The sequence below is a fragment of the Pedobacter alluvionis genome (assembly GCF_003664035.1).
In the GTDB taxonomy this organism is placed as follows: domain Bacteria; phylum Bacteroidota; class Bacteroidia; order Sphingobacteriales; family Sphingobacteriaceae; genus Pedobacter; species Pedobacter alluvionis.
Genome location: NZ_RCCK01000010.1, coordinates 675,104 through 696,728, shown reverse-complemented (window position 1 = coordinate 696,728; position 21,625 = coordinate 675,104). Strand labels below are relative to the sequence as shown.

Annotated in this window: 18 protein-coding genes; 9 read left to right on the top strand and 9 right to left on the bottom strand. The window is 38.0% G+C overall.

What is annotated here, in order from left to right:
* Positions 1-233 precede the first annotated feature (233 nt).
* Positions 234-2,192: a DNA topoisomerase (ATP-hydrolyzing) subunit B gene (gene gyrB / locus BCL90_RS03070; RefSeq protein WP_121282553.1), complete on the bottom strand. Its 1,959-nt coding sequence runs from the start codon at positions 2,190-2,192 to the stop codon at positions 234-236.
* 1,381 nt (positions 2,193-3,573) lie between these two features.
* On the opposite strand from gyrB, the gene BCL90_RS03065 reads away from it, so the two are divergent.
* From BCL90_RS03065 to BCL90_RS03055, 3 genes are all read left to right on the top strand, one after another.
* Entirely contained in the window at positions 3,574-4,173 is a 600-nt protein-coding gene (locus BCL90_RS03065; protein WP_121282551.1) for an OmpH family outer membrane protein, read from the top strand.
* Between the two features lie 101 nt (positions 4,174-4,274).
* Positions 4,275-4,751 (top strand): nucleoside deaminase, encoded by a 477-nt coding sequence (locus tag BCL90_RS03060; RefSeq protein WP_121283432.1) that lies wholly within the window; start codon positions 4,275-4,277, stop codon positions 4,749-4,751.
* Between the two features lie 81 nt (positions 4,752-4,832).
* The gene (locus tag BCL90_RS03055) at positions 4,833-5,606 is read left to right on the top strand and encodes an EcsC family protein (RefSeq protein ID WP_121282549.1); all 774 of its coding nucleotides are present in this window, start codon (positions 4,833-4,835) and stop codon (positions 5,604-5,606) included.
* 60 nt (positions 5,607-5,666) lie between these two features.
* Here BCL90_RS03055 and BCL90_RS03050 read toward each other — a convergent pair whose 3' ends face one another.
* Complete coding sequence (locus BCL90_RS03050) at positions 5,667-6,065, bottom strand: RNA-binding S4 domain-containing protein (protein ID WP_121282548.1); 399 nt, start codon at positions 6,063-6,065, stop codon at positions 5,667-5,669.
* 205 nt (positions 6,066-6,270) lie between these two features.
* Here BCL90_RS03050 and BCL90_RS03045 point away from each other — a divergent pair, with 205 nt between their 5' ends.
* A complete protein-coding gene (locus tag BCL90_RS03045) occupies positions 6,271-7,089 on the top strand; it encodes a 2,3,4,5-tetrahydropyridine-2,6-dicarboxylate N-succinyltransferase (protein ID WP_208529835.1) in 819 nt (272 codons plus the stop codon).
* 15 nt (positions 7,090-7,104) lie between these two features.
* The gene (locus BCL90_RS03040; protein ID WP_121282544.1) at positions 7,105-8,304 is read left to right on the top strand and encodes a glycosyltransferase family 4 protein; all 1,200 of its coding nucleotides are present in this window, start codon (positions 7,105-7,107) and stop codon (positions 8,302-8,304) included.
* Positions 8,305-8,616: 312 nt separating this feature from the next.
* Here the strand turns inward: BCL90_RS03040 and BCL90_RS03035 are convergent, their stop codons facing one another.
* Positions 8,617-9,171 (bottom strand): DUF4136 domain-containing protein, encoded by a 555-nt coding sequence (locus BCL90_RS03035; RefSeq protein WP_121282542.1) that lies wholly within the window; start codon positions 9,169-9,171, stop codon positions 8,617-8,619.
* A 177-nt stretch (positions 9,172-9,348) separates the two neighbouring features.
* Positions 9,349-9,900 (bottom strand): DUF4136 domain-containing protein, encoded by a 552-nt coding sequence (locus tag BCL90_RS03030; RefSeq protein ID WP_121282539.1) that lies wholly within the window; start codon positions 9,898-9,900, stop codon positions 9,349-9,351.
* 194 nt (positions 9,901-10,094) lie between these two features.
* Between BCL90_RS03030 and BCL90_RS03025 the strand changes: the two genes are divergently transcribed.
* From BCL90_RS03025 to miaA, 4 genes are all read left to right on the top strand, one after another.
* Positions 10,095-10,661 (top strand): L-threonylcarbamoyladenylate synthase, encoded by a 567-nt coding sequence (locus BCL90_RS03025; protein ID WP_121282538.1) that lies wholly within the window; start codon positions 10,095-10,097, stop codon positions 10,659-10,661.
* A 102-nt stretch (positions 10,662-10,763) separates the two neighbouring features.
* Positions 10,764-12,170 (top strand): CCA tRNA nucleotidyltransferase, encoded by a 1,407-nt coding sequence (locus BCL90_RS03020; protein ID WP_121282536.1) that lies wholly within the window; start codon positions 10,764-10,766, stop codon positions 12,168-12,170.
* Between the two features lie 98 nt (positions 12,171-12,268).
* Entirely contained in the window at positions 12,269-12,919 is a 651-nt protein-coding gene (locus BCL90_RS03015; protein WP_121282534.1) for an IS1096 element passenger TnpR family protein, read from the top strand.
* A 72-nt stretch (positions 12,920-12,991) separates the two neighbouring features.
* Positions 12,992-13,906 carry a tRNA (adenosine(37)-N6)-dimethylallyltransferase MiaA gene (gene miaA, locus BCL90_RS03010; protein WP_121282532.1) on the top strand — a complete coding sequence of 305 codons (915 nt, stop codon included), beginning with the start codon at positions 12,992-12,994 and terminating at the stop codon, positions 13,904-13,906.
* Positions 13,907-13,949: 43 nt separating this feature from the next.
* Here miaA and BCL90_RS03005 read toward each other — a convergent pair whose 3' ends face one another.
* From BCL90_RS03005 to rpoC, 5 genes are all read right to left on the bottom strand, one after another.
* Positions 13,950-15,245 (bottom strand): SGNH/GDSL hydrolase family protein, encoded by a 1,296-nt coding sequence (locus BCL90_RS03005; RefSeq protein ID WP_121282531.1) that lies wholly within the window; start codon positions 15,243-15,245, stop codon positions 13,950-13,952.
* A 12-nt stretch (positions 15,246-15,257) separates the two neighbouring features.
* The gene (locus BCL90_RS03000; protein WP_121282529.1) at positions 15,258-16,481 is read right to left on the bottom strand and encodes an OmpP1/FadL family transporter; all 1,224 of its coding nucleotides are present in this window, start codon (positions 16,479-16,481) and stop codon (positions 15,258-15,260) included.
* A gap of 77 nt (positions 16,482-16,558) precedes the next feature.
* Positions 16,559-16,870: a DUF3467 domain-containing protein gene (locus BCL90_RS02995; protein WP_121282527.1), complete on the bottom strand. Its 312-nt coding sequence runs from the start codon at positions 16,868-16,870 to the stop codon at positions 16,559-16,561.
* A 73-nt stretch (positions 16,871-16,943) separates the two neighbouring features.
* A complete protein-coding gene (locus BCL90_RS02990) occupies positions 16,944-17,186 on the bottom strand; it encodes a hypothetical protein (RefSeq protein ID WP_121282526.1) in 243 nt (80 codons plus the stop codon).
* Between the two features lie 93 nt (positions 17,187-17,279).
* On the bottom strand, positions 17,280-21,566 hold the full coding sequence (gene rpoC / locus BCL90_RS02985; RefSeq protein WP_121282524.1) for a DNA-directed RNA polymerase subunit beta': 4,287 nt from the start codon (positions 21,564-21,566) through the stop codon (positions 17,280-17,282).
* Positions 21,567-21,625: the final 59 nt, after the last annotated feature.

Sequence of the window (21,625 nt, the reverse complement as noted above, 5' to 3'; positions counted from 1 at the left end):
ACATATTCATAACATAGCGATAAATTAATAACCTATTTTCAGGTGAAGTCAGCTGCTTCCATCTGACTTATGACAACATAGTTCATCCAGGCTAGAAAAATTTAATATGGTGTAAGATGTTACCATCTTACACCACGATAAAGTGATGACGAATATAACAACAAAAAACCCTCTCCAAGATTTTAACCTGAAGAGGGTTTGTATTTTAAATTCCCCTTTTTGGGATTTAGGGGTTAAGCATCAATCTTCGCATATTTTGCATTACGCTCGATAAATTCTCTACGAGGAGCAACTTCATCGCCCATTAACATTGAGAAAGTATGATCACATTCTGCTGCACTTTCGATTGTAGCCTGTAATAAAGTACGTGTTGCAGGATTTAAAGTAGTTTCCCACAATTGTTCTGCGTTCATCTCACCCAAACCTTTATAACGCTGAATATGCACACTATCTTCTTTACCTGCACCTTTTAAACGTTGTACAGCAGCATCGCGTTGTACATCATTCCAGCAATATTCAAATTCTTTACCTTTTTTAACCTGATAAAGTGGCGGCGAAGCAATATAAACATAACCTGCTTCGATTAATGCCCTCATGTAACGGTAGAAGAAAGTTAAGATCAACGTAGTAATGTGTGAACCGTCGATATCCGCATCCGTCATGATTACAATCTTGTGGTAACGCAGTTTAGTCATGTTTAATGCTTTGTTATCCTCTGGCGTACCAATACTTACCCCAATAGCCGTAAACATGTTTTTAATCTCATCATTCTCGTAAATTTTGTGCTCCATCGCTTTCTCTACGTTCAGGATTTTACCTTTTAAAGGCAAAATGGCCTGAATGTTTCTATCGCGACCTTGTTTAGCGGTACCACCCGCCGAGTCACCCTCTACCAGGTAAATCTCACATCTTTCCGGATCACTATCTGAGCAATCGGCAAGTTTACCAGGCAAACCTGAACCACCCATTACACTCTTACGCTGTACCATTTCGCGGGCTTTACGGGCCGCTGCACGTGCTGTAGCCGCTAAGATTACCTTATTGATAATCATTTTAGCTTCTTTCGGATTCTCTTCTAAGTAATTACCTAAAGCCTCTCCTACTGCAATATCAACAGACCCCATTACCTCACTGTTACCCAGTTTGGTTTTGGTTTGTCCTTCAAATTGAGGTTCCTGTACTTTTACCGAAACTACTGCCGTTAATCCTTCCCTGAAGTCATCACCGGTAATTTCCATTTTTACGTTCTTTAATAAACCTTCCTTATCGGCATAGTTTTTTAAAGTACGGGTTAAGCCTCTACGGAAACCGGCAATGTGTGTACCGCCCTCGTGGGTATTGATGTTGTTTACATAAGAGTGAACATTTTCTGAGTAGCTATCGTTATACTGGAAAGCCAGCTCAACAGGAACCCCATTTTTGATCCCCTCAATATAAATCGGCTCGGCCAAAATAGAAGTACGGGTATCATCCAAAAAGGCAACAAACTCTTTTAATCCACCTTCTGAAAGGAAAGTTTCCGAAAAATAAGAACCGTCATCCAGTTTCTCACGCTCATCAGTTAACGTTAGTTTAATCCCTTTATTTAAGAAAGATAACTCACGCAAACGACTGGCTAAAGTATCGTATTTGTATTCTGTAGTTTGGGTAAAAATGGTTTCATCCGGAGTGAATGTTACAATCGTACCACGTTTATCGGTAGTTCCAACTTCTTTAACATCATACTGCGGAACGCCAATTTTATACTCCTGCATCCAGATCTTACCTTCACGGTGCACTTCTGCTTTTAAATCGGTAGATAAGGCGTTAACGCAACTTACCCCCACACCGTGTAAACCGCCCGAAACCTTGTAAGTATCTTTATCAAATTTACCACCGGCGTGTAAAACCGTCATTACGATTTCAAGCGCCGATTTGTTTTCTTTTGTATTGATTCCTGTCGGAATACCACGACCATTATCTTCAACCCTGATAGAGTTACCTTCTAAAATGCGAACATCGATGGTATCTGCATGACCAGCCAAAGCCTCATCAATAGAGTTATCCACAACCTCGTAAACCAAATGGTGTAAACCTTTAACACCAGTATCACCTATATACATTGAAGGGCGCTTACGCACCGCTTCTAAACCTTCTAAAACCTGTATATTATCTGCCGAATAATTTGACTTTAAATCCTGTTCTTCGCTCATATTTTAATTAAAAACAATAAGTATCAAAAATACGGAAATTTTGGCATTTAAACTAATATGTGGATAAGTTTTGAGCTGTTAAGAGATTGACACAAAGCCTCTCTAATTGGATTAAAAGGGGTTTGGAAAGCAAAACCAGCATTCCAATCCATGTCTCCTCCCGCTTTCCATTACAAGTCCCGCTGAAGAAGCGTGAGCTTTTCATTTCAATCAGGTTTAGGTGGGCAAAACAATACTGAATATGAACGGATTATCCACCAAACGTTCCTACGGAACGAAAAAAACATTACATTTTTTTTTCTACCGGGCATACGTCCCTACGGGACGTTTTTTTCACAATACCAACAATTGCCCGCCGCGTCATTGCGTAGTGTCATTATGATAACGGTTTTCAACAACAGATAAATACAATTTTATAGCTGTGTGCATCCTTTTTATCTGTGGTTAAAATATATTATCTGCGCAAATGAATTAACTTAATGAAATGCCACAGTGTTTTTTTAAAACTAATACTTCCCTGCCGTCCCGTTAGGGACGGTTCATCGGTAGCTAATTACCGGGCATACGTCCCTACGGGACGTATTTTTTCACAATACAAACAATTGCCCGCCGCTTCATTGCGTAGTGTCATTATGATAACGGTTTTCAACAACAGATAAATACAATTTTATAGCTGTGTGCATCCTTTTTATCTGTGGTTAAATATATTATCTGCGCAAATGAATTAACTTAATGAAATACCACAGTGTTTTTTTAAAACTAATACTCCCCTGCCGTCCCGTTAGGGACGGTTCATCGATAGCTAATTACCGGGCATACGTCCCTACGGGACGTTTTTTTTCACAATACAAACAATTGCCCGCCGCTTCATTGCGTAGTGTCATTACGATAACGGTTTTCAACAACAGATAAATACAATTTTATAGCTGTGTGCATCCTTTTTATCTGTGGTTAAATATATTATCTGCGCAGATGAATTAACTTAATGAAATGCCACAGTGTTTTTTTTAAAACTAATACTTCCCTGCCGTCCCGTTAGGGACGGTTCATCGGTAGCTAATTGTTTAATTAGCGTTTTCGTTCCGTAGGAACGTTTGGTGTTTTAAAATTTGCTCTTGCCGCCCTGCAGCCCCAAATAGTAGCAGCTGCCGTGCCACCTAAACCCGATGGAAGCGGCACGCAGTAAAGCGGGACTAACAGCCGTTTGAAACACAGGCTTTGCTTTTCAAATCATCTCTCTCAGATTGAGCAGCTCACGTTAGGCGCTCAGCTTTAAGTAAATTAAACGCCAAGCGTAAAAATGTCATTTCTCAACACGCGTTTCTTTAAATTGCATATCAAAACTAATTTATATAAGTTTGCTAAAATTTATTAAACAAGAATGGAAAGAAGAACCTTTAAAACCTTTGGTTTACTTGCAACAGCAACTTTGATAACTGCTTTCTCTGCATGCCAGAACAAAGACACTAAAACTACTGAAACTAAAAAAACAGAGGGTACTACTGCAGCGGTTTCTCCAACTGAGAAAATTGTGTATGTAAACTCCGACTCGTTACTTACAAAATATGAATACTTCAAAGATCTTAAAGTGAAATTTGAAGGAAAGACCAAAAATGCACAGGCAGATATGCAGGCTAAAGGTCAGGCTTTTCAAAGAGAAGTTGCTCAATACCAACAATCGGCACAAACTTTATCTGCCGATCAGCGTAAAAGCACTGAAGAGCGTTTAGCACGTAAGCAACAGGAATTGCAAACTTACCAACAAAATGCAGGCGGTGCTTTACAGAATGAGCAAGCTGCTGAAAACGAAAAATTGTATGATAAAGTTGCAGAATATTTAAAAGGTTACGCTAAAGGAAAAGGTTATAAAATGGTTTTAACTTACTCAAAAGGTAACAGCTCTATTTTATTTGCTGACGAAAGTTTAGATGTAACATCGGAAGTAATTAAAGGCTTAAATGCTGAATACAGCAAAAAATAAGCTAAAAAGATATTTAAACCAGGGTGCCCCGAATAATCGGGGCATTTTTTTTGTGCTGTTATTTTAGAATTTTAATGACAGAGGAGCTAATTAGATATAAAATGGAGAATCAACATCAGGAATATATGCAGATGGCAATCGATCTATCTGTACAGAATGTAAGCGAGAGTATTGGTGGACCTTTTGGCGCTGTGGTGGTGAAAGATGGTAAATTGATTGCTAAATCAGCCAATAAGGTAACCTCAACCAATGATCCTACAGCACATGCCGAAGTCTCGGCCATTAGGATAGCTTGTGGCGAATTGAATACATTCGATTTAAGCGGCTGTGTAATTTACACCAGTTGCGAGCCCTGCCCCATGTGTTTGGGTGCTATTTATTGGGCGAAGATTGATACCATTTATTATGCAAATACCAAGGCAGATGCCGAAAACATTGGTTTTAGTGATAAGTTTATTTATGAAGAGTTAGATAAACCGATGGAAAAAAGGAGCCTTCCGGTAATTCAACTGATGCGGGATGAAGCTTTGTCGGCTTTTAAGCTTTGGGAAACTTCGGCAATGCGGGTAGATTATTAACAAGCTATTATAAAGAGATTCAAATAAAAAATCGTCAATTTGAGTTAAATTTTAAGGAATAATTATTTTAGGATAATGAATATGACCTATGAACAAAAAATAAACAGTGAACTGGATTTCTGGAAGTTTAAAACTCTGCAGAAACCTTCGCTTTTGAGTAAGGTGACGGATAAAGTGCAGAAAAAAATAAACAGCTATATTCCCGATAAAGTTCACAATGCCATTACTACTGCGATTAAACAAATGGTTAAGGCGGTTCTTTTTGGTTCTACCTTTACCACGTCGAAACCCATTACCGATTTAACCTTAATGCACCGGGAAGCGTTGGTGAAACAAAAAATTGATAATTACAAAAAAACCGGTGCAGCAGAGGGTGGAATTACCGGAGCGGGTGGTTTTTTAATGAGCCTGGCGGATTTCCCGTTATTGCTGGGCATAAAAATGAAGATGCTTTTTGACATTGCCGCGGTTTACGGATACGATGTTAAAGATTACCGCGAGCGTTTATATATATTACACATTTTTCAACTGGCCTTTTCGAGCAAAGAAGAAAGCCAGAATATATTTCATAAAATGCAGAATTGGGATGATAAAGCACATCAGTTACCGACCAACATTGATGAATTTGATTGGCTTACCTTTCAACAGCAATACCGCGATTATATCGATTTGGCTAAACTTGCCCAGATGTTGCCTTTTGTTGGCGCAGCGGTAGGAGCAGTTGCCAATTATAAACTGATCGAAAAACTGGGCAAAACTGCTATAATGAGTTATAGAATGAGGTATTTTAGTCTTCAGTCCGTAGTCTTGAGTCATGAGCCAATCAGTGATTTCAGACTGGAGAAAGAAAATTGATGGTTTTAATCTGAAGTCTATAGTTATCAAACAGACTACAGACTTTGGACTCAAGACTAACTACTCTTCCTCAAACATCCCGCCGATCAGGTCATCCGTTTCACGTCTGTCTTTCTTAGTCGGACGCCCTGTACCCCTATCGCGTTTTAAGCTTGGCGCATGGAACATCGATTTAAAGGCATGGGTATCTTCAACAGGGGTTAAATCTTTATATTTTGTTAGGGCTGTTGGCGAATCAGTTCTGTTGTATGAAAGTTCTACCACTTCAATAATTTTCTTCTCAATCCCTTTCGATACCTGATAAACATCACCAACTTTTACAATGGCTGAAGGCTTAATATTCTGCCCTTTCAACTTCACCCTTCCAGCTTTGCAGGCATCAGTAGCAAGGCTCCGGGTTTTAAACAACCTGATGGCCCATAAATATTTATCTATCCTAAGTTTTTCTGTCTCTGTCATAAAGGTTCAAAAGTAAAGAATTGTTAAATTGTTTTATTGCTTTATTGTTAAATCATTCTCATCATTTTAAACCCGTTAAGGCCAGTAATCTGAACAATCGAAAAATTCAACAATCTTTTGCACTCACCCAACTACAAAACAATTTAAACAATTAGCCCTTTAATAAACAAAAATTGATTTATTTTGCGTAAAATTTAAAAACATCATGTATTCAGATTTAAAGAAATTAATTGAAGCCGCTTGGGAAGACAGAACCCTTTTACAATATAGCAACTATTGCGAAGCCATCGAAACCGTAATTCAGCGTTTAGATAAAGGTGAAATCCGTGTTGCTGAACCAGTTTTAAACTCTTGGGGCATTAATGAATGGGTAAAAAAGGCGGTAATTTTATATTTCCCGATCCGTGAGATGAAAGAGATTAAAAGCGGTCCGTTTGTTTACCACGATAAAATGGAATTAAAAACTGATTATAAAGCAACTGGTGTACGGGTTGTGCCTATGGCAAGTGCTCGTTACGGTTCATTTTTAGCAAAAGGTGTAATCATGATGCCATCTTATGTAAACATCGGTGCTTATGTTGATGAAGGTACCATGGTTGATACCTGGGCTACTGTAGGTTCTTGCGCACAGATCGGTAAACGCGTTCACTTAAGTGGTGGAGTGGGTATTGGTGGTGTTTTAGAGCCTGTACAAGCTGCTCCGGTAATTATCGAAGATGATGCCTTTTTAGGTTCAAGAGCCATCGTAGTAGAAGGTGTTAAAGTAGAAAGAGAAGCGGTACTTGGTGCCAATGTGGTATTAACCGCATCGACCAAAATTATCGATGTTACCGGCCCAACTCCTGTAGAATATAAAGGTGTTGTTCCTGCACGTTCGGTGGTAATACCAGGAAGTTACACTAAAAAATTCCCTGCCGGCGAATTTCAGGTACCATGTGCTTTAATTATCGGAAAACGTAAAGAAAGTACAGATAAAAAAACTTCGCTTAACGACGCGTTGAGAGAAAATAATGTAGCTGTTTAAGCTGAAAGTACAAAGGTGAAAGCTGAAAGCGAAACTAAAACACAAAAAGCCGAAAGTAACGAACTTGAGCAATCAAGCTTTGGTCTTTCGGCTTTAAGCTTTCCACTTAAAATAGGATACGATGGCAAGCGCGCCGCCAATAATTTAACCGGATTGGGCAATTATAGCCGGTCTTTAATTGAGCATCTGGCAAGTCAGTATCCCGAACACGAGTATCTTGTTTATGCTCCAAAAGTAAAAACGGCCAGACAGATTGATGCATTTTTTGAAAAAGATAACATCGAACTTAAACTCCCTAAAAATGGTCCTTTTTTATGGAGAACTTTAAATATCCTGAAAGACTTAAATCAGGATGGCTGCCAGATTTTTCATGGCCTCAGTCACGAAATCCCATTAGCCATACAGCATACAAGAATCAAATCAATCGTTACCATACACGATCTTATTTTTCTCCGTTTCCCTCAATACTATAAATTCATCGACCGGAAATTATACCAATGGAAAAGCAAATCAGCCTGTAAACGTGCCAATAAAATTGTCGCCATCAGCGAAAAAACAAAAGAAGACATCATAGATTTATACGGGATCAGTCCTGAAAAAATTGAGGTTATTTACCAAAGCTGCGATGATAGTTTCAAAACAGCTTTTGCTGCAGCAACCTTAAGCCGCATTAAGGCAACCTATAAACTCCCTGAAAAATACATCCTAAACGTTGGCACCATCGAAGAGCGTAAGAACCTTAAATTGGCTGTGCAGGCTTTAAAAGAGCTTAATGAAGATTATAAACTCGTGGTGATAGGCAAACAAACGGCTTATTTTAAAACTGTAGAAAAAGAAATCGAAAAGCTTGGTCTTAAAAACAGGATTATCTTCTTAAAAAACATCCCTTTTGCCGATCTGCCTGGCATTTACCAGATGGCCAGTGTTTTTGTTTATCCTTCCTTTTATGAGGGTTTTGGTATCCCAATTATAGAGGCCTTATATTCAGGTGTTCCGGTGGTTGCGGCAACAGGCTCCTGCCTGGAAGAAGCAGGCGGACCAGATAGCTTATACATTTCGCCAAACGACGCTAACGGACTAGCTAAAGCCATTAATCAAATTCTGGAAAGTCCTCAGCTCCAAAAAGAAATGAAGGAAAAAGGGTTGGAATTTGTTCAAAAATTCAACAGCAATTTAGTGACGCAGCAGTTAATGGATTGCTATTTATCTCTTTAATAATCCTTAAATTACGTTCATAATAGCTTAGCGCATAATAAATGTGTAACTTATTCAGGTCGATTTTCAGAAATTTAGTTTTAATATTTGAAAAGCAAGGTTAGTGCTGCTGTTAACGTTAGTCCTGCCAATGCTGCAAGTCCTCATCCGATGAAGGATCGGATTCCGGGCTTTCCGCGAATGTCAGGTTTAGATTGAGCAGACTGTAGTAACAATTAAGAAATACAAGCTATAAAACCACAAAAGAAAAAGGGCCGGAATTTATTTAAAAATTCAACAGCCCCTTAGTGCTCTTAATTTAATATTTACAACTTATTTAGCAGCTGTAGCAGCTGGTGGATATTGCGCCAATATTTCCTTTACACCAGTATACAAACGTTGTTCTCTTTTATTGAAGTTATCAAGGTTAAAACCTGATCCCTGTCCATGCCAGAACAAAATCTTTTTAGCCGGATCCAGAAAATCGATGACAATAGTACCGTCAATATATTGATTTACGTAAGTTCCGCCGCCCCAGAAAGGATTTCCCCATCCGCCGCGCCAGCCCCATCCCCAGCCACCATAGTAACCTGGGCCATACACATCGGTTTTTTCGCGGGCAACTACAACCAAATTAACCAACAAATCCGGGCGATCTGATTTTGTAAATCCTTTCGCATTCATTTCAGATTCAACCGCAGCCATTAATCTGCGCTTGTCCAAATTGTTAAGCTTAACCCTTGCAATACCCTTATCGTAAAAATTGTAAGTTTTGTAACCGCTTAAATCAACATTTTTATCATAATCTGATGCGGTGCGGAGTGTTGTACATCCTGCTAATGCCAATACTACTGTAAAAAGCATTAATAATTTTTGTGCTGTTCTCATTTTGTGCGCTGTTGTATAAATAACCTGACATAAATATAACGATATTGTAAACCAAATGACAAATCATTTAACATTTTTTACAATCAGATTGTTATCTGTAAAACGATTTTTATTTGATTATGTTTTTACGTTATATCACTCAGACTAAATATTTTATAATTGGATTAATCATGAAAATCAATAAACAGGCGGGTATTCCGATAAGATCTGTTTTACAGCCAGTTTTATTCTTTCTTCTCTATTTTCATAATCATCAAAATTAAAGCCCGATCCTACCCCGTGCCACATAATTGCTTTGGTTTCGGGATTTAGAAAATCAATGATGATGGTGCCAGATTGGTACTGTTTGCTGCTGTTGAGCGGTCCGAATTGCGAATCTCTCCATTGGTACGAAGATGAAACAGCATCCCATTGATAACCGCCTCCGCTATAACCCCAGTCTGCCCGCGCATTAATGCTGCTCAAAACCACTACATTAACTAAAAAATCTGGTTGGCCAGCTTTAGTAAAGCCCTTTTTGACCATGGCAGTTTCAAGGGCATCTAACATCCTGGGTCTGTCGAGGTTGTTTAATTCTAAATGATCAATTCCTTTTTCATAGTAAGCAAAGGATTTTAACTTAGAAAAATCGATCTTTTTGTCGTAATCTGATGCCGTAAGCACAGTAATACAACTGGTAAATGCCATTACAATAGTAAACAGCATACCCCATTTAAGTGTGTGTTTCATTTTATGTTTTATTTAATAACCTATTACTAAAATACAGGTTTATCGCATTAAAACACATCAGTTGAGATAAAGAATATGTTACGGTCATAAAAATGCCTTTATCAATATTACGAGTGTCAGATAGAAATATCTGAGAACACAGGAAATACACACTAACATTATTTAACTTCCGCTTTATAAATTAACTTTGCAAAATGCTAAGAGACGAGATTAACAAAGCTTTTGAAGTATTAAAATCTGGCGGGGTAATCCTCTATCCTACCGACACCATTTGGGGAATAGGTTGTGATGCCACCAATCCTGAAGCCGTGAATAAAGTGCTTAAAATAAAAAACCGTCCGGCCGAAAAGAGTTTAATTGTTTTATTGGATGTAGACAGCAAATTGCAAAGTTATGTTGCCGAAATACCCGATGTAGCTTACGATCTGATCGAATATGCAGAAAACCCACTGACCATCGTTTTTTCGGATGCCAAAAATCTGGCGCAGAATGTAATCAATGCTGATGGTAGTGTAGGCATCCGGATTGTTAAACACGATTTTTGCACACCATTAATCCAGCGTTTCAGAAAACCTATTGTTTCAACCTCTGCAAATTTAAGTGGACAACCTTCGCCAAAATTCTTTGACGACATTGATCCTGAAATTATCGATGCTGTTGATTATGTAGTAGATTTCGAACAGGAAAATCGAACCAGTAAAAAGCCATCAACTATTATGAAACTTTCTCCTGGTGGACAGTTTGAGTTTATTCGCAAGTAATTTTATTACTTTTGTAATTCTTATTGTCATCCTGAGGCACGAAGGATCTGTTTCATAGCTCGCAGACGCTTTCTATCTCGGCGTGACAAAATAACTAACTTGATGCAACAACACCTACAAAACCCTATATTTAAAACCTTATCAACAATAGCAGATAAGAACAATACCGAAGCTTATGTAATCGGAGGATTTGTGCGCGATTTATTTTTAAATCGCCCTTCAAAAGATATTGACGTAGTTGTTGTTGGTAGTGGAATCGAATATGCAGAAGCCGTAGGTCGAAAATTAAACACAAAAGTGGCTGTATTTAAGAACTTCGGTACGGCAAACATCAAATATCAGGATTTAGAAGTTGAATTTGTAGGGGCGAGAAAAGAATCTTATCGTTCTGATTCGCGTAAACCCATTGTTGAAGACGGCACTTTAGAAGACGACCAGCTCCGCAGGGATTTTACCATCAATGCGTTGGCGATCAATTTAAATGCAGATCACTTTGGTGAGCTGCTAGATCCTTTTGATGGGATTAAAGATCTCGAAAATAAGCTCATCCGTACCCCGCTTGATCCGGAAATTACTTTTTCGGATGATCCATTGCGCATGATGCGGGCGATCCGTTTCGCTTCACAACTTAATTTCGATATCGATCCGGCAGCACTCAATGCCATTAAAACCCAGAAACAGCGCATTAACATTGTGTCCAAGGAACGGATTACTGATGAGATGAATAAAATCATCTTATCTAAAAAACCGTCAATAGGTTTTAAACATCTTTTCGATACCGGATTATTGCAGATCATTTTCCCTCAAATGGCACAGCTTTATGGCGTGGAGATTATTAAAGGAAAAGGACATAAAGACAATTTCTACCATACTTTAGAGGTACTGGATAACATATGTGCAGATACCGATGATTTATGGTTACGCTGGGCAGCTATTTTGCACGATATTGCCAAACCTGCTACCAAACGTTTCGAAGAAGGCCACGGCTGGACGTTTCACGGACATGAAGACCGCGGTGCACGCATGGTTCCCAAAATATTTGCACAGCTAAAACTTCCTTTAAATGAAAAAATGAAGTATGTGCAAAAATTGGTGCAGCTTCATTTACGCCCGATTGTTCTGGCACAGGAAACTGTTACTGATTCTGCTGTAAGGCGATTACTTTTTGATGCCGGAGAAGAAATTGAAAGCTTGATGTTACTCTGCAATGCCGATGTAACAACAAAAAATGAATACAAAAAAACAAAATATAGAAATAACTTTGAGCTGGTAAAACAAAAGCTAAAGGACGTAGAGGAACGAGATAAAATCAGAAACTGGCAACCTCCGATTTCTGGCAACGATATTATGGAAACTTTTGGTCTTGATGCAGGCAAAGAAGTTGGCATAATTAAAAATGCCATTCGTGAGGCCATATTGGAAGGTGAGATCACAAACGATTATCAGGAAGCGTTTAATTTTATGCTCAATCAGGCAAAACAAATGGGATTAAATCCTGTTAATAAATAATTTAATTGCCGTAACAATATGAATATGGTGTTTTTATGGCATATCATGTTTGTGGTAATTATAAATTAACTTTATTTTTACGATTCCAAAATACAATAATGGCTATTTATAAATTTAGAATTACTTTTGAAGATTTTGATGATGTTGTGAGAGAGATCGACATTAAATCAAACCAAACATTTGAAGACCTCCATAAGGCTATTCACAGATCTACAGGTTATAATGCCGAGAAACCTTCTTCTTTTTATGTGAGTACTGACAATTGGTTAAAAGGTGATGAAATTGCCTATTTACCAAACGAACGTAAAAAAGACCGTGTAGTTTTAATGGAGAATTCTAAACTGAGCGGTTTTATTGAAGATCCACATCAAAAATTTTACTATATCTATAATTTCGATCGCCCTTACGATTTCCATGTAGAACTGGTAAAAATTATTCTTGACGCCGACCCTAATATCGAATATCCATTTTTAGCTAAAAGCACTGGCGAAGCACCAAAAATTTTCGAAAGCAACAATGCACCCATTGCCGATCCTGGCGCAGCTGTTGGTGCAGTTGCAGGTGAATTTGATTTCTTAAATGAAATGAACTTTGTACCTGAAGACACCGATGAATTAGAAGCCATGGGCGAAATGGGTATTAACGAAGAAGAGCGGGATGAAGATGAAGAAAATGAAGAAGACGAATTTGGAGATGAATTTTCTGACAGTGATAACTTCGAAGATGATAGCCATAAAGACGACTATTAATTAGCAACAAAATAATATTACAAAAGGCTGCCAAATATTTAAATTTGGCAGCCTTTATTTTATACAAACCCCATGCCTCAACCAAAAATCTTAATATCCATTGTTGGTCCTACTGCAATTGGCAAAACAGCTTTGGCTATTCACCTGGCACTACATTTTGGTACAGAAATTATTTCTGCAGATTCACGACAATTTTTTAAGGAAATGGCCATTGGTACAGCAAAGCCCAATGCTGCGGAATTGGTTGCAGCAAAACATCATTTTATAGACTCACATTCCGTAACGCAACTGTTTAGTACCGGCGATTTTGAGGTAGAAGGCTTAAAAACACTTGAAGAAATTTTCAAAAAGCATGATCTCGCCATTATGGTCGGGGGCTCCGGATTATATGTAAACGCTTTAATAAATGGTTTAGATGAAATGCCCGAGATCGATTTATCGATCAGGGAAAAATTAAACAAACAGTTTGAAGAAGAAGGTTTAACAGTTATACAAAACCAACTGGCCGAGTTAGATCCCGAATATTTCGCAAAAGTAGATCAGCAAAATCCACAAAGAATGATCAGGGGACTGGAAGTATATTTATCGACAGGTCAAAAACTTTCCTCAATGCTTTCAGCTACAAAAAAGGAAAGACCGTTTAAAATAATCAAAATTGGGTTAAATACCGATCGGGCTGTACTTTATGACAGAATTAATAGAAGAGTTGATCAAATGATTGCTGATGGTTTAGTAGATGAAGTAAAATTGCTAATACCATTTAAAAAATACAATGCTTTAAACACGGTAGGTTATAGTGAAATTTTCGATTACCTGGACGGAAAGTTATCTCTTGAAGACGCTGTTTCGGCAATTAAACAAAATACCCGCCGCTTTGCCAAACGCCAGCTCACCTGGTTTAGAAGAGATGAAGAAATCAACTGGTTTGAACCTCATCAAAGCTCGGAAGTTATCAACTTTGTTGAAAACAAAATAGGTAGAAAATAAAAAAGGAGCATTAAATGCTCCTTTTTTTATGAATACTAAAATCTTACTTCGCATCTGGGAATTTCACGCCTCTATATTGAGTAATATCAATGTTTGGTACAGTAGAACCGTATTTAGCATTAATGGCATCAATAAATAGATTGGCAATTGCTGCATTTCCACGCGGCGTTAAGTGAATACCATCTAAAGAGAATGCACCACCCGTAATAAATGAAGCGTTGATACCAACACCCTGAACATTAATACCAGTTTTAACCTGATTAAAATAAGCATAAGTATCTGCAATGGCCAGGCCTTTGCTGGTAGCTAAAGATTTAATACTGCTGTTGTAACTGTTTACATAGTCCTTCACTTTAACAACTTCATCTTTATCCAAAACCCATTTATTTTCAATTGGATTTAAGGGATGTAAGCCATAAGGAATAGCACCTTGACCAAACAAACCAGCTGATTGGAAAGGCAAACGAATTAAATCATCAGCAGTTGCAGGCCTTACCGCACCTGTTCCTGTTTGAATATAAATAGCTGCCGCTGCAGGATTAATTGCTTTAGCAGCATTTAATAAAGCAGCTACGGTAACCGTATTAAAATATGGAACAGCTGTTACATCAGGAATAGTTGCCACAATACCTTTCTGACCACCGGCGGTTAATGCATTTAAAAAATTAGCATACAATGATGAAAATGTTACTTTATCTGTTAATACAGTAGTTGGATCACCTGTAACGGTAACAGCACCATTTAAAGCATAACCCAATACATCATTATTTCCTAACCAAAGCGAGAAAAAAGTATGGTTTCTGCCTTGTATATACTGAAAGTAATTGGTTTTACCCACTTGTGCATCTGTTAATAAACGCTCGAAATACGGATTGGCAGCACTAAAAGTAAGCGTTGGGTCGAAAGATAAATCGACACGCATGCCCGGAATACCTAAGTTTTGAATTTCACCACTATACTTATCTAAGTGTTTCGCAGGATCTCTAAAGGCTAATTTATCTATAATGGGAGTTAAAGTTGGCGTACCATTAACCAGTGCTGTTAAAGAAATATAACCTGAGCCATTTGAATGTTCTTCACTAAAAAACGGAGAAGTGAATGCTCCACCACCAACTGAAGCCATTTTAGCTGCAATTAGGTTTGGATAAGCAACTTTTTGACCTTCTAAATATAAGCCTCCATCAGCAAAGCCAGAAGTTAAAGAGTTACCTACGGCAATGTATTTGCTAAAATTAGCTTGTCCGGCAGTTGTACCTGCAGGTGTTTCTATTTCTGGTTTGCAGGCTGCGGTAAAAAGAATGGCAGCAGCAACGAAACTATTTAATATATATTTTTTCATTTGTAATTTCTCCTACCATTTATAAGTTAATGAAATACCTGGTGCATAAACCAAAGTTTTAAAGGTACCATCAAGGCCTGTTTCGATATTCTTTTGTTTACGCGATTTAACATCTTCAAAAAAGAACGATGCATTAACTTCGAAATGGCGGGTAGGCGTATAACCTAAACCTGCACTTAAAATATAACGATCAGCATCTGGTGCTTCTGGTGTTACATAACCATCCTGAACCGGAGAAAAAGCATAACCTAAACCAGCTCTTAAAGCCAATTTCTCTGATGCCTGGTGATTGATACCTAACTTAAATGATGAACCATCATGATAATTCCTTTCAGAAGGCTTATCCGTTAACTGAGGAGTATTAATAGCATAATCAAAAGTTAAATTTTGATAAACATGCCACTGTACCCAGCTGGCATCAAAGGCCAATGTTGTGCTTTTTGACAAAGGTACACCTATACCTAAAGTCGTTGTAGAAGGTAAAGGTAATTCAGCATTAAATGTATTTCCTGCAGGGAATGCACTTCTCAATGATTCAGGAACATCAAACGTTGCAGTTCCATCATTTAATTTGGTGACTACTTTTGATTTGTGTACAACAGCGAAAGTGATATTACTTAGCGTTTTAATGTACAGACCTGCATTCCAACCGTAACCACTACCTGTGCCTTCTAATGTCGCATGACCGGATCTTCCATCGGGATAGTTTACCGGTAATGCCCTTTGAAGATTTACATCACCATGATTGTATACAAAACCAGCACCTATACCAATACGATCGGTAATTTTAATACTCAAAGTAGGTTGGAAATAAATGGCTTTTAAATTTAATGAGGTTAGTGCATACTTACCAGACCAGTTATCGCCCCAATCTACCAAACCACCGAAAGGAGTATAAACACCTAATCCTAATTTCCATTTATTTGATTTAGGACCCCATACTGCATAAGCTTCAAATGGAGGAGCAATTTTATTCTTAACATTTTCTGTAATGTTCGAACCTGACTGCTTAAAAGCTGATTTAAATAATAGTGGGTTTACACCTGCGGAAACTGAGTTTTTCTCTAAGAAAGTTACTGCACCGGGATTGTAAAATACAGACGCTTCATCTAAAGGCAATGCAGAACCTGCACCCGCCATACCAATTTGCTTTTGACCTTGTAAATTAACCTGGAAACCCTGCCCCAAAACCCAAAGTGGAGCAGAAAGTAATGCGCTCAATAAAAATTTTTTCATTTATAAATGGTTATATCACAAATATATACTATGCTAACATAGTAAGCAAATATTTGTTTGTAAGAATTGCAAGCATTTTAAGCTTGGGCAGTCGGCCCACCAAAACCCATTGGAAAAGGCGGTTCCTCTTGTGCTTTAATCCGGCCGTTTACCGTCTCGAACTTCTCAATATTATCTTCCAACGCTGATAATAAGCGTTTTGCATGTTCTGGGGTTAAAATAATCCTCGATTTTACCTTTGCTTTCGGAATTCCCGGCATTACGCGGATAAAATCTAATACAAATTCGGTATTTGAATGGGTGATAATAGCCAGGTTAGAAAAAATTCCTTCAGCAATTTCTTCAGATAACTCTATATTTAATTGGTTCTCGTTTTGTTGTTCTTCCATAATAGCTCAAAAATAAAAAAATCCGCTGTGTATTAGCGGATTTATAAAAAGATTCATTAAACGAGGAAGGAAATTATTTGATCATAAAATTTACAATACCAATTACAGAGCCGACAATAGCTAGAAACTGAATCAAACCAACTACATAGATTGTTTTCTGCATACCTGAAATGTCTTCTTTTGTGGCTAAAATTTCACGTTTGTTCTCAAATTCGGCCTTCACTTCATTTTTAACAAATGAAACCAGCTGTTCTGCTTCATTCTCGCCTAACTTCGCCTTTAATATCTGGAAGAGTTGTATTTCGGAAACACTCATGCTACTAATTTTTATTTAAATCTACAAATTCTATTCCAAACAAAAAAGTCCTCCCATTTGGGAGGACTTAAAGTATTTAAATAAGATTAGCTATTAAGCTTCTACTTCTTCTTGTTTCGAAGCTAATAATTTATCGTATTCTTCCTGAGAACCAACGATGATTCTTTCGTAACCACGTACACCAGTACCTGAAGGGATTAAGTGACCAACGATCACGTTTTCTTTCAAGCCTAACATATTATCGCGTTTACCTGCAATAGCTGCCTCATTTAATACTTTCGTAGTTTCCTGGAACGAAGCCGCAGAAATGAACGATTTAGTACCTAATGACGCACGTGTAATACCTTGTAAGATAGAACTTGCAGTTGCTGGTCTTGCATCTCTAACCGTGATCTGTTTTAAATCTTTACGTTTTAATTGAGAATTTTCGTCTCTTAATTTACGTAATGAAACAATCTGACCTGGTTTGATTTCTGTCGAATCACCTGCATCTTCAACCACTTTCTTGTCGTACATGGCATCGTTCTCGTCAGCAAAATCCCAACGGTCAACAGCATTGTTTTCTAAGAAAATAGTATCACCCGGATCTTCAATGTGAACTTTCTGCATCATCTGGTGAACAATTACCTCGAAGTGCTTATCGTTAATTTTCACACCTTGTAAACGGTAAACCTCTTGAATACCATTTACTAAGTATTCCTGAACCGCTGCAGGGCCTTTAATTGATAAGATATCGGCAGGAGAAATTGAACCATCTGATAAAGGCATACCTGCTTTCACAAAGTCATTATCCTGTACAAGGATGTGTTTAGACAATGGAACCAGGTATTTTTTAACTTCACCATCTTTTGATTCGATTGTGATTTCACGGTTACCACGTTTAACGCCACCTAAAGTTACCACACCATCAATCTCAGTTACTACAGCTGGGTTAGATGGGTTACGTGCTTCAAATAATTCCGTTACACGAGGTAAACCACCTGTAATATCCCGGGTTTTACCAGTTGCACGAGGAATCTTAGCGATAATCTGACCAGTTTGGATTGCTTCACCTTCATCAACTGAAACGTGGGCACCTACCGGAATGTTATAACCTTTGATGAATTCACCTTTCTTATCAACGATCTGAACTGAAGGGTTTTTAGTTTTATCACGTGTATCGATAATTACTTTTTCACGGTGACCAGTTTGCTCATCTGATTCTTCACGGAAGGTTACACCTTCAATAATGGCATCAAATTGTGCTTTACCGGCAAATTCTGAAAGAATAACCGCGTTGTACGGATCCCATGAACAGATTTTATCACCTTTAGTAAGTTTATCACCTTCTTTTACGAACAAGAATGCACCGTAAGGAATATTGTTGGTTACAATGATACGTCCGGTTCCTGGCTCAACAATTTTGAACTCACCTGAACGACCCAATACCACCTGAACTGTTCCTTCTTCTGTTTGTGTATCAACAGTACGGATATTTTCGAATTCGATTACACCATCAAACTTAGCTACGATGTTTGATTCTGCAGCAATGTTTGATGCAGTACCACCCACGTGGAAAGTACGAAGTGTTAACTGTGTACCCGGCTCACCGATTGATTGTGCTGCAATTACACCAACTGCCTCACCTCTTTGAACGCGTTTACCAGATGCTAAGTTACGACCGTAACATAATGCGCAAACACCACGTTTGTTCTCACAAGTTAATACCGAACGGATTTCGATACCTTCTAATGGAGACTCTTCGATCAATTTAGCAACATCTTCGTTGATATCTTCGCCTGCACTTACTAATAATGTGTTATCCAAAGGATTATACACATCATGTAATGAAGTACGGCCTAAAATCCTGTCGTATAATGGCTCAACAATATCTTCCTGATCTTTTAACGCAGTAGTGTACATACCTCTTAAAGTACCACAATCAACCGAGTTAACAATCATATCCTGTGCAACATCATGTAAACGACGGGTTAAGTAACCCGCATCAGCTGTTTTTAACGCCGTATCCGCCAAACCTTTACGCGCACCGTGAGTAGAGATAAAGTACTCTAATACCGATAAACCTTCTTTAAAGTTTGATAAGATCGGGTTTTCGATAATATCACCACCTGAACCAGATTTTTGAGGTTTTGCCATCAAACCACGCATTCCGCAAAGCTGACGAATCTGCTCTTTAGATCCACGTGCACCTGAATCAAGCATCATGTAAACTGAGTTAAAACCTTGGTTATCTGAAGATAACTGAGTCATAACGAAAGTAGTTAACCTGTTGTTGATACGGGTCCAGATATCGATAATCTGGTTGTAACGTTCGTTGTTGGTAATGAAACCCATGTTATAGTTGTTTCTTACCTCTTCAACTTCTGCAGCTGCCTGTTCTAGTAAAGTATGTTTTTCTACCGGAATGTTTACGTCTTGTAAGTTGAACGATAAACCTCCCTGGAATGCCATACGGAATCCTAATTCTTTGATATCATCTAAGAACTGAGAAGCACGTGCCATACCCGTCATTTTAACTACCTCACCGATAATATCTCTTAACGATTTTTTAGTTAATAACTCATTGATATAACCAACTTCTTCAGGAACCATTTGGTTGAATAATACTCTACCAACGGTTGTTTCAGTTAATTTATTAACGATCGATCCATCATTTTGCTTCACATTTACCCTTACTTTGATAAATGCATGCAAGTCTAATTCTTTCTCGTTATAAGCAATAATAACTTCTTCCGGAGAATAGAAATTAGAATCCTGTCCTTTTACAACCCTTGTTTCATCTGTTCTACGGCCTTTAGTAATATAATAAAGACCCAAAACCATATCCTGAGATGGTACTGTAATTGGGGTACCGTTTGCAGGGTTTAAGATGTTATGTGCAGCCAACATCAATACCTGGGCTTCCAAAATTGCTGCGTTACCTAACGGTAAGTGGACAGCCATCTGGTCACCATCAAAATCGGCGTTGAATGCAGTACACACTAATGGGTGTAACTGGATTGCTTTTCCTTCAATTAATTTTGGCTGGAAAGCCTGAATACCTAGTCTGTGTAGTGTAGGTGCACGGTTTAATAATACCGGGTGACCTTTTAATACATTTTCTAAGATATCCCAAACTAACGGATCTTTTCTATCAACGATTTTCTTAGCAGATTTAACTGTTTTTACTACACCACGCTCAATCATCTTACGAATAATGAACGGTTTGTAAAGCTCAGCAGCCATATCTTTAGGAATACCGCATTCGTGTAATTTAAGGCTAGGCCCTACAACAATTACCGAACGAGCTGAATAATCCACACGTTTACCTAATAAATTCTGACGGAAACGACCTTGTTTACCTTTCAGAATATCTGAAAGTGATTTCAAAGCACGGTTACCTTCAGTTTTTACCGCGTTAACTTTACGTGAGTTATCGAATAACGAATCTACAGCTTCCTGCAACATACGTTTCTCGTTACGTAAAATTACCTCTGGTGCTTTAATCTCGATCAAACGTTTTAAACGGTTGTTACGGATAATTACACGACGGTATAAATCATTTAAATCGGAAGTAGCGAAACGACCACCTTCTAATGGCACTAACGGACGTAATTCTGGTGGAATAACCGGAACGATTTTAACAATCATCCACTCAGGGCGATTCTCAATACGTGTATTAGCACCACGGAAAGCTTCAACAACCTGAAGACGTTTTAAAGCCTCATTTTTACGTTGCTGAGAAGTTTCGTTAGCTGCCTGGTGACGTAAATCATAAGATAAAGTATCTAAATCAATACGTTTTAATAAATCTTCTAATGCTTCAGCACCCATTTTGGCGATGAATTTATTAGGATCTTTATCATCTAAGTATTGGTTTTCTTTAGGTAATTTATCTAAGATATCTAAATATTCTTCTTCCGTTAAGAAGTCCATATAGTTGATACCTTCTTCAGCCATTAAGCCTGATTGAATAACTACGTAACGCTCGTAATAGATAATTAAATCTAATTTTTTAGTAGGTAAACCTAATAAATAACCGATTTTGTTTGGTAAAGAGCGGAAGTACCAGATGTGTGCAACAGGAACCACTAAAGCAATGTGTCCCATACGCTCACGACGTACTTTTTTCTCCGTTACTTCAACACCACAACGATCGCAAACAATACCTTTATAACGGATACGTTTGTATTTACCGCAATGACATTCGTAATCTTTTACCGGACCAAAAATACGCTCACAGAACAAACCATCACGCTCAGGTTTGTAAGTACGGTAGTTAATGGTTTCTGGTTTCAACACCTCACCGCTTGAGCGTTCCAGAATAATTTCTGGAGACGATAAGCTAATCGTGATTGATGTGAAATTGCTTTTTAATTTATTATCCTTTTTGTAAGACATATCTTTTTGTTTTTAGTAGCAAGTACTTAGTATCAGGTATCGAGATTGAATTAACCCTC

Bases quoted from the DNA above. Each gene is read 5' to 3' on its own strand.
- gyrB (WP_121282553.1), bottom strand. From the start codon at position 2,192: ATGAGCGAAGAACAGGATTTAAAGTCAAATTATTCGGCAGATAATATA.
- BCL90_RS03065 (WP_121282551.1), top strand. From the start codon at position 3,574: ATGGAAAGAAGAACCTTTAAAACCTTTGGTTTACTTGCAACAGCAACT.
- BCL90_RS03060 (WP_121283432.1), top strand. From the start codon at position 4,275: ATGGAGAATCAACATCAGGAATATATGCAGATGGCAATCGATCTATCT.
- BCL90_RS03055 (WP_121282549.1), top strand. From the start codon at position 4,833: ATGACCTATGAACAAAAAATAAACAGTGAACTGGATTTCTGGAAGTTT.
- BCL90_RS03050 (WP_121282548.1), bottom strand. From the start codon at position 6,065: ATGACAGAGACAGAAAAACTTAGGATAGATAAATATTTATGGGCCATC.
- BCL90_RS03045 (WP_208529835.1), top strand. From the start codon at position 6,271: ATGTATTCAGATTTAAAGAAATTAATTGAAGCCGCTTGGGAAGACAGA.
- BCL90_RS03035 (WP_121282542.1), bottom strand. From the start codon at position 9,171: ATGAGAACAGCACAAAAATTATTAATGCTTTTTACAGTAGTATTGGCA.
- BCL90_RS03030 (WP_121282539.1), bottom strand. From the start codon at position 9,900: ATGAAACACACACTTAAATGGGGTATGCTGTTTACTATTGTAATGGCA.
- BCL90_RS03025 (WP_121282538.1), top strand. From the start codon at position 10,095: ATGCTAAGAGACGAGATTAACAAAGCTTTTGAAGTATTAAAATCTGGC.
- BCL90_RS03020 (WP_121282536.1), top strand. From the start codon at position 10,764: ATGCAACAACACCTACAAAACCCTATATTTAAAACCTTATCAACAATA.
- BCL90_RS03015 (WP_121282534.1), top strand. From the start codon at position 12,269: ATGGCTATTTATAAATTTAGAATTACTTTTGAAGATTTTGATGATGTT.
- miaA (WP_121282532.1), top strand. From the start codon at position 12,992: ATGCCTCAACCAAAAATCTTAATATCCATTGTTGGTCCTACTGCAATT.
- BCL90_RS03005 (WP_121282531.1), bottom strand. From the start codon at position 15,245: ATGAAAAAATATATATTAAATAGTTTCGTTGCTGCTGCCATTCTTTTT.
- BCL90_RS03000 (WP_121282529.1), bottom strand. From the start codon at position 16,481: ATGAAAAAATTTTTATTGAGCGCATTACTTTCTGCTCCACTTTGGGTT.
- BCL90_RS02995 (WP_121282527.1), bottom strand. From the start codon at position 16,870: ATGGAAGAACAACAAAACGAGAACCAATTAAATATAGAGTTATCTGAA.
- BCL90_RS02990 (WP_121282526.1), bottom strand. From the start codon at position 17,186: ATGAGTGTTTCCGAAATACAACTCTTCCAGATATTAAAGGCGAAGTTA.
- rpoC (WP_121282524.1), bottom strand. From the start codon at position 21,566: ATGTCTTACAAAAAGGATAATAAATTAAAAAGCAATTTCACATCAATC.